The following is a 6,770-nucleotide window of genomic DNA, read 5'->3' on the forward strand; positions in this document are numbered from 1 at the left end:
AATGAATCTGGTGGTCAAACCCCATCACCCGTGGAAGACCCGGGCGTTGTGGCTTCTTGCGGCACTGTTGATGCTGGCCGGTGGCTATACGCTGTTTGATTACGGGCGCTATCTGGCCGGGTATGACAGTGACGAGGCCGGCCGGGTGAAAAAAGAGCTGCTTCAGGTCAAAAAACGTCTCGAAGGGGAAATCGACGTGCTGCGTCAGGAAAAAGCCCTGTTGCAACGCGCGCGGCAAATTGAACGCCAGGCTTACGATGATCTGGACGGTACGATTAAAAACCTTCAATCGGAAATTCTCGAGCTCAAGGAGGAGCTGGCCTTTTACCGGGGCATCGTCTCCCCCCGGGAAGCCTCGACCGGTTTGCAGTTACAAAAATTCAGTTTCGAGCCACACGGGCCGGATGGCCGTTTTCGTTATCGGGTGGTTCTGACCCAGGTGCTGGGCAATGACAGGCTGGCCAGCGGCCGGGTACAATTGCAGCTTGAAGGGATTCAGGAAGGGGAGTCCAAGTCCTTGACGCTCAAGGATGTAACCGAGAATTCCGTCAACGAATTGCGTTACCGTTTCAAGTATTTTCAAAAATTGGAAGGGGATATCCGGTTGCCGGAGAATTTCAGCCTGCTGCGCGCGACCTTGCGGATTCTGCCTGGGGGGAGTGAGCGTAACAGCATTGAGAAAACCATCGACTGGTCGATTGAGGAGAGACAGGATAATGTGGGGTAACAATAAAAAACCGAATCGCACCGCGCAAATCGATTCGTTGATTGGCCAGAACACCGAGATCCAGGGGGATGTCATTTTCAGTGGGGGGTTGCATGTGGATGGCAGCATCAAGGGCAGCGTGATTGCCGAGGGCGCTGGCGAGGACTCCCTCTTGACTTTGAGCGAACGCGGCACTATTGAAGGAGAAGTGAAGGTACCGAATGTCGTGGTCAACGGCACGGTCATCGGTGACGTCCATGCCCACGGCCATGTCGAGCTGGCCGCCCATGCCCGCGTCCATGGCAACGTTTATTACAGCCTGATCGAGATGGCAATGGGGGCTGAAGTTAATGGAAACCTGGTGCACAAGAGTAGTAACCACTCACCTTCGGAAACAGGCAGTGGCCCGGAAGATTCTTGATTAAAACAATCAGGAATAGCATAATGGGGCGCTGTAGACGTCAAATCTGGTGGAGATAGTATTATGAGCAGCACAGCAACCGAGACAAACGAAACGGTCGATACGATGAGTCCCCTGATATTCACCGATTCTGCTGCGCACAAGGTTCGGCAACTGATCGAAGATGAGGGCAATGAGAATCTGATGCTGCGGGTATTTGTGACCGGTGGCGGTTGCTCCGGGTTCCAGTACGGCTTTACTTTCGAGGAAAATGAACAGGATGGCGACACCCGGGTGGACAAGGAGGGCGTCACCCTGCTGGTCGATCCGATGAGCTTCCAGTATCTGATGGGGGCGGAAATTGATTACAAGGAAGACCTCTCCGGCGCCCAGTTCGTGATCCGCAATCCGAATGCGACCACTACCTGCGGCTGCGGTTCGTCCTTCGGCGTCTGATTCTCCAGCCACGCCACGCTAAGAGACAATGGCATGATTTAAAGTCATGCCATTTTTGTTTGTGGCGGATAAAAAATAACCGCTCGCTCCTGGCCGGATTCGATAACTTTTCCGGCGTCCTTGCCAATACCGCGGATATTTTTTGTTATTCTTGGTGTAGCGCACCATTATTATCAAATTCAGGGAGTCTTCCATGAGTGAGTATCTGCCGGGGCTGGCAGGCGTTCCCGCCACCAAATCCAATATTTCGGATATCGACGGCGAGAAGGGCATTTTGTCCTATCGCGGCTACCCCATCGAACAGCTGGCCGAACACAGCACGTTTGAGGAGACCACCCTGTTATTGCTCGACGGGCGGCTGCCGACCGGCAGTGAACTGGAGACCTTCAGCGACCAGCTCAAGGAGAACCGGCGCCTCAAGTTCCATACCCGTGGCATGATGAAAAACTTTCCCAACACCGGCCATCCGATGGAGATGCTGCAGACGGTGGTGGCCAGCCTGGGGATGTTCTACCCCGGCAATGAATGCCTGACCGGCGGTGATGCCTGCGAGGACGTCAATTACATCCACAATATGTCGATCAAAATCATCGCCCGGGTGGCACCGATCGTGGCCATGTGGCAACACATTCGCGAGGGGTATGATCCGGTCGAATCCCGCGACGATCTGAGCCACGCGGAAAACTTCCTGTGGATGCTGACCGGCAGGGAACCGGACCCGTTGCTGGCGCGGATTATGGATGTCTGTCTGATCCTGCATGCCGAGCACACGATTAATGCCTCGACGTTCGCGGTGCTGGTGAATGCCTCGACCCTCTCCAGCCCCTACAGTGTGGTTGCCTCGGCCATCGGGGCCCTGTCCGGACCATTGCACGGCGGCGCCAACCAGCGGGTGCTGGAAATGCTGGAGGATATCGGCTCGCCGGAGAAAGCCGAGGAGTATGTGGACAAGCGGCTGGCTAACAAGGAGGTGATCTGGGGCATGGGCCATCGCGAATACAAGACCAAGGATCCGCGCGCCATTATCCTGCAAAAACTGATCGATCAGTACATGGAAACCAAGGCCGGCAACGTTAATCCGATGTTCGATATTGCCAAGGTGGTGGAGCAGGTTTGCGAGGATCGTCTGTCCCACAAGGGGGTGTACGCCAATGTCGATTTCTACAGCGGCATTCTCTATACCGAGATGGGCATTCCCGCCGATCAGTTCACCGCCATCTTCGCCATGGCCCGCTCCGCCGGCTGGCTGGCCCACTGGCGTGAACAGCTGGCCGATAATCGTATCTTCCGGCCGACCCAGGTCTACACCGGCGAGCCGGTCCGTAAATATGTCCCCATCGAAAAGCGCTGACACAACACGTCAGCGCTTTTCTCAGTGCCGAGGTACGAGGGACGAGTAACGAGTAACGAGGAAACCCGGAACTTTTTTCATTCCTGTTCCCGGTGGCAGATGTTTTAGCTGTTAAGTTATCACCGAGATGAGGCCATGAAGGATTTTATTTTCAAGCCTTCGTGTCTTGGTGTCTTCGTGGTGAAGCTTTTCCTCGTCACTCGTTACTCGTCCCTCGGCCCTTTCCCCGGATAGATCCCCCCCAACACCACCGGATGTGAAGCCCCCGTAACAGAGGGCAGGTTACCGGGCTGGCCGGAGAGTGTCTCTCTGGCCAGCCAGGCGAAGGCGGCGGCTTCGACCCAGTCGGGGTCGAGGCCCGCCTCGGCGGTGCTGGTGAGGCGGGCCGGGGTTAGCAGCTCTTCCAGGCGCTGATACAGGGTGCGGTTATGAATGCCGCCGCCGCAGATCAAGACCTCCTCCACGGATTCCAGCGTCGCTTGTAAAGCCTCGGCGATACTGCGCGCGCTCAGTTCGCACAGGGTGGCCTGCACGTCCCGGGGTGCCAGATCGGCAAAGGGTTCCAGTGCCGCTTGCAGCCAGTTCAGGTTGAAGTATTCGCGGCCGGTGCTTTTGGGCGGGGTGCGGGCGAAATAGGGATCGTGCAGCAGCCGTTCCAGCAGGCCGGGGTGCGCGTGGCCGCTGGCGGCCCATTCGCCGTCGCGGTCGTAGCTTTGTTGCTGATGCTGTTCGATCCAGGCGTCCATCAGGCCGTTGCCCGGGCCGGTATCGAAACCGGTGATCGGGGTGTCTGCAGCCGCTGGCAGCAAGGTCAGATTGGCGATGCCGCCGATGTTCAGGATCGCCCGGTTGCGGCCGGTATGACGAAACATCGCCGCATGAAAGGCCGGCACCAGCGGCGCACCCTGACCACCGGCCGCCATGTCGCGGCGGCGCAAGTCGGCGACAGTGGTGATCCCGGTCAGCTCGGCAATCAGGTTGGGATCGCCGATCTGCAACGTCGAAGGACTCGGCCCGTCGGGATAGTGGCGCAAGGTCTGACCGTGACTGCCGATGCCGGCGATCTGATTTGCCGACAGCCCGGTTTTTTCCAGCAGTGCACGAACGGCTTCTGCGAACAGTCGCCCCAGTTCCACATCCAGGCACATGACAGTGGTCAGCTCATCCTGGCCTGGGGTCTGCAACTGATAGAGTTGTTGGCGCAGCACGTCGGGCAACGGCTGGCTGTGGTGCGCCAGCAGGCGGGGATGTTCGCTGAAATCGAGCAGGGCAGCATCGATGCCGTCCATGCTGGTGCCCGACATCAGACCAATGTAATAGGTTGTCATGGGTTTATGCTAAGCAAAACGACCGGGCCCGACAATCCATCCTGATGCGGGCGGGCCGGTCTCACGCAAAGGGATGGCCGTTAATCCGGGGTAGTGGGGCGTGGTCGGTTCAGGGCCAGCATCGACGGACGGGCGGCATCCAGTTGGGCCAGTCGTTTTTCCGCCAGTTGCGTAAAGTCTGTTTTATACGCGGCCTTGATGGGTTCGGCATCAGGCAGCTTGACCGTTAAGGGATCGCGATGGGTCCCGTCGACCCGGAATTCATAGTGCAGATGGGGGCCGGTGGCGCGCCCGGAGCTGCCGACAAAACCGATCGTCTGGCCCTGCTTGACCCGACTGCCGACCCGCAGGCTGCCCTTGAAGCCGGACATGTGGGCGTACAGGGTGCTATAGCGGCCGCCATGTTGCAGGATGATGACCCGGCCGTAGCCCCCCTTCCAGCCGCGATAGACAATCTTGCCGTCGCCGGCGGCCTGGATCGGCGTGCCGGATCGGGCGGCGTAATCAACGCCCTTGTGCATGCGCATCCGGTTCAATACCGGGTGATGGCGTTTGCCAAAGCGCGAGCTGATACGGCGAAAATCGACCGGGGTACGCAGGAAGGCCTTGCGCATGGAATAGCCTTCCGGAGAGTAATAATCACTGCGGCCTTGCTCGTCGGTGTAGCGGATGGCGTGGACCCGGCGTCCCTGATTGATGAATTCGGCAGCGATGATCGGTCCGTCCTGAACTTTTTCGCCGTTGAGATACTGTTCTTCATAGATCAGGGTGAAATGATCGCCCTGGCGGATATCCAGTATAAAGTCGATATCCCAGCCGAAGATGGCGGTCATTTCCATGATCAGTTTGTCCTGCAGGCCGGCGGCCTTGCCGGCCTCGAACAGGGAGCTGTTGATCACGCCACTGGTCTGGGTGAGACGGCGATCCAGCTCGTGTTCAACAATCCGGGCGGCAAACTGTTCATCTTGCTGGCGGGTGACCTGCAGGGAGGTCAGCCGATCAATATCAAAGACCATTTGCCGGACGCTCTGGTCCGCATCCAGCTTGAGCCGCACGATGTCACCGGGATGCAGGGCACTCAGGTTCCGGGTGATGCGGCCGAGCTGCATAATCTCATGCAGATCCTGCGAGGGAATCTTGTGGCGTTTGAAGATGGCGGAGAGACTGTCTCCCCGGCGCACAGTGATTGTCAGCCAGCTTTCATCGGGTTGGGCCGCAACCGGTTGATCGGCCAACGGATTGGGCGGCAGTGACACCGCCACTGCTGAAGCGGTCTGGGTCTCGGCGGGTTGGGAGAACTCCAGGGGGATCGTAATTTGCGCCGGTGGCAGGACCCGGGCCAGTGGCGCTTGCGCTGTATCCTGACGCGAGGCGGCAACATCGGTGGAAAGAAAGGCCAACAGAGTCCCGGCCGCCGTAATCACTGCTAGCACGGCCAGGGTGTGCAGTCGCGACCAGCGGGGTCGCTGGCGCCGCATCGGGTGCCCCAGAGACTTGTAATCTTTCGTTAAGAATGTGTTGTAATCCACGGAATTATCTTATTTTTTTACAGTCGTTTCTTAACATAGCCTGATTCCGGGACAGCGTCAATTACTCCTGTCACAGAAAATTCCCCGTGCTGAGGCGCCGGCGACGCAGGTCGCGGGTCGGGACAGTAGGAGGGGCGCGAGACGATATGGTAATCTACGCAGCCTTTTTCGCACAGGACAAAATCACTCATGACAGCGATCGAGCCGATGCTGGAACAGATCAAGCGTGGCGCCGATGAGATTCTGATCGAGTCAGATCTGGTCGAGCGACTCAAAAGCGGTCGGCCCCTGCGTATCAAGGCCGGGTTTGATCCCACCGCGCCGGATCTGCATCTGGGCCATACGGTGCTGATCAACAAGCTGCGCCAGTTCCAGGATCTGGGGCATGAGGTGTTGTTTTTGATCGGCGACTTCACCGGCATGATCGGCGATCCCACCGGCAAGAGTGCGACCCGCCCGCCGCTGACCCGCGACGAGGTCATTGAAAACGCCCGCACTTACGAGCAACAGATCTTCAAGATACTCGATCCGGAAAAAACCCTGGTGATGTTCAATTCCAGCTGGATGGGGGAAATGAGCGCGGTGGATCTGATCCATCTGGCCGCTCGCCACACCGTGGCGCGGATGCTGGAGCGGGACGATTTTCACAAACGTTATATAGATGGCCAGGCGATCGCGATCCATGAATTCCTGTATCCGCTGATCCAGGGCTATGACTCGGTGGCCATGAAAGCCGACGTGGAACTGGGCGGCACCGATCAGAAGTTCAATCTGCTGGTGGGGCGCGAACTGCAAAAACAGTATGGCCAGCCGCCGCAGATTGTGCTGACCATGCCGATCCTGGAAGGACTGGACGGGGTACAGAAAATGTCCAAGTCCCTGAACAACTATATAGGGATTAACGAGCCCCCGGACGAGATGTTCGGCAAGATCATGTCGATTTCCGACGACCTGATGTGGCGTTATTTCGAGCTGCTCAGCTTCCGGCCCATGTCTGAAA

7 protein-coding genes (1 of these 7 running past the window's edge) are annotated in these 6,770 nt (G+C 58.0%); 5 read left to right on the forward strand and 2 right to left on the reverse strand.

The window, feature by feature from the left end; all coding sequences use genetic code 11:
• Window position 1 precedes the first annotated feature (1 nt).
• From U5J94_RS02495 to U5J94_RS02510, 4 genes are all read left to right on the forward strand, one after another.
• Window positions 2-727 (forward strand): DUF6776 family protein, encoded by a 726-nt coding sequence (locus U5J94_RS02495; protein WP_322564069.1) that lies wholly within the window; start codon window positions 2-4, stop codon window positions 725-727.
• Window positions 717-1,127 (forward strand): polymer-forming cytoskeletal protein, encoded by a 411-nt coding sequence (locus U5J94_RS02500; RefSeq protein WP_322564070.1) that lies wholly within the window; start codon window positions 717-719, stop codon window positions 1,125-1,127. Before U5J94_RS02495 ends, U5J94_RS02500 begins: the two co-directional genes overlap by 11 nt.
• 63 nt (window positions 1,128-1,190) lie before the next feature.
• Complete coding sequence (erpA, locus tag U5J94_RS02505; protein ID WP_416224136.1) at window positions 1,191-1,562, forward strand: iron-sulfur cluster insertion protein ErpA; 372 nt, start codon at window positions 1,191-1,193, stop codon at window positions 1,560-1,562.
• 193 nt (window positions 1,563-1,755) lie between these two features.
• Window positions 1,756-2,913 (forward strand): citrate synthase, encoded by a 1,158-nt coding sequence (locus U5J94_RS02510; protein ID WP_322564071.1) that lies wholly within the window; start codon window positions 1,756-1,758, stop codon window positions 2,911-2,913.
• A 203-nt stretch (window positions 2,914-3,116) separates the two neighbouring features.
• Here U5J94_RS02510 and U5J94_RS02515 read toward each other — a convergent pair whose 3' ends face one another.
• Window positions 3,117-4,241: an anhydro-N-acetylmuramic acid kinase gene (locus U5J94_RS02515; RefSeq protein ID WP_322564072.1), complete on the reverse strand. Its 1,125-nt coding sequence runs from the start codon at window positions 4,239-4,241 to the stop codon at window positions 3,117-3,119.
• 80 nt (window positions 4,242-4,321) lie between these two features.
• Complete coding sequence (locus tag U5J94_RS02520) at window positions 4,322-5,719, reverse strand: peptidoglycan DD-metalloendopeptidase family protein (protein WP_322564073.1); 1,398 nt, start codon at window positions 5,717-5,719, stop codon at window positions 4,322-4,324.
• 240 nt (window positions 5,720-5,959) lie between these two features.
• Between U5J94_RS02520 and tyrS the strand changes: the two genes are divergently transcribed.
• On the forward strand, window positions 5,960-6,770 hold the 5' portion of the coding sequence (gene tyrS, locus U5J94_RS02525) for a tyrosine--tRNA ligase (RefSeq protein WP_322564074.1). The gene runs 392 nt beyond the window's last position; only the first 811 of its 1,203 coding nucleotides appear in the window; it begins with the start codon at window positions 5,960-5,962; its stop codon lies beyond the right edge, outside the window.

The sequence above is a fragment of the Thiohalophilus sp. genome (assembly GCF_034522235.1).
In the GTDB taxonomy this organism is placed as follows: Bacteria; Pseudomonadota; Gammaproteobacteria; order UBA6429; family Thiohalophilaceae; genus Thiohalophilus.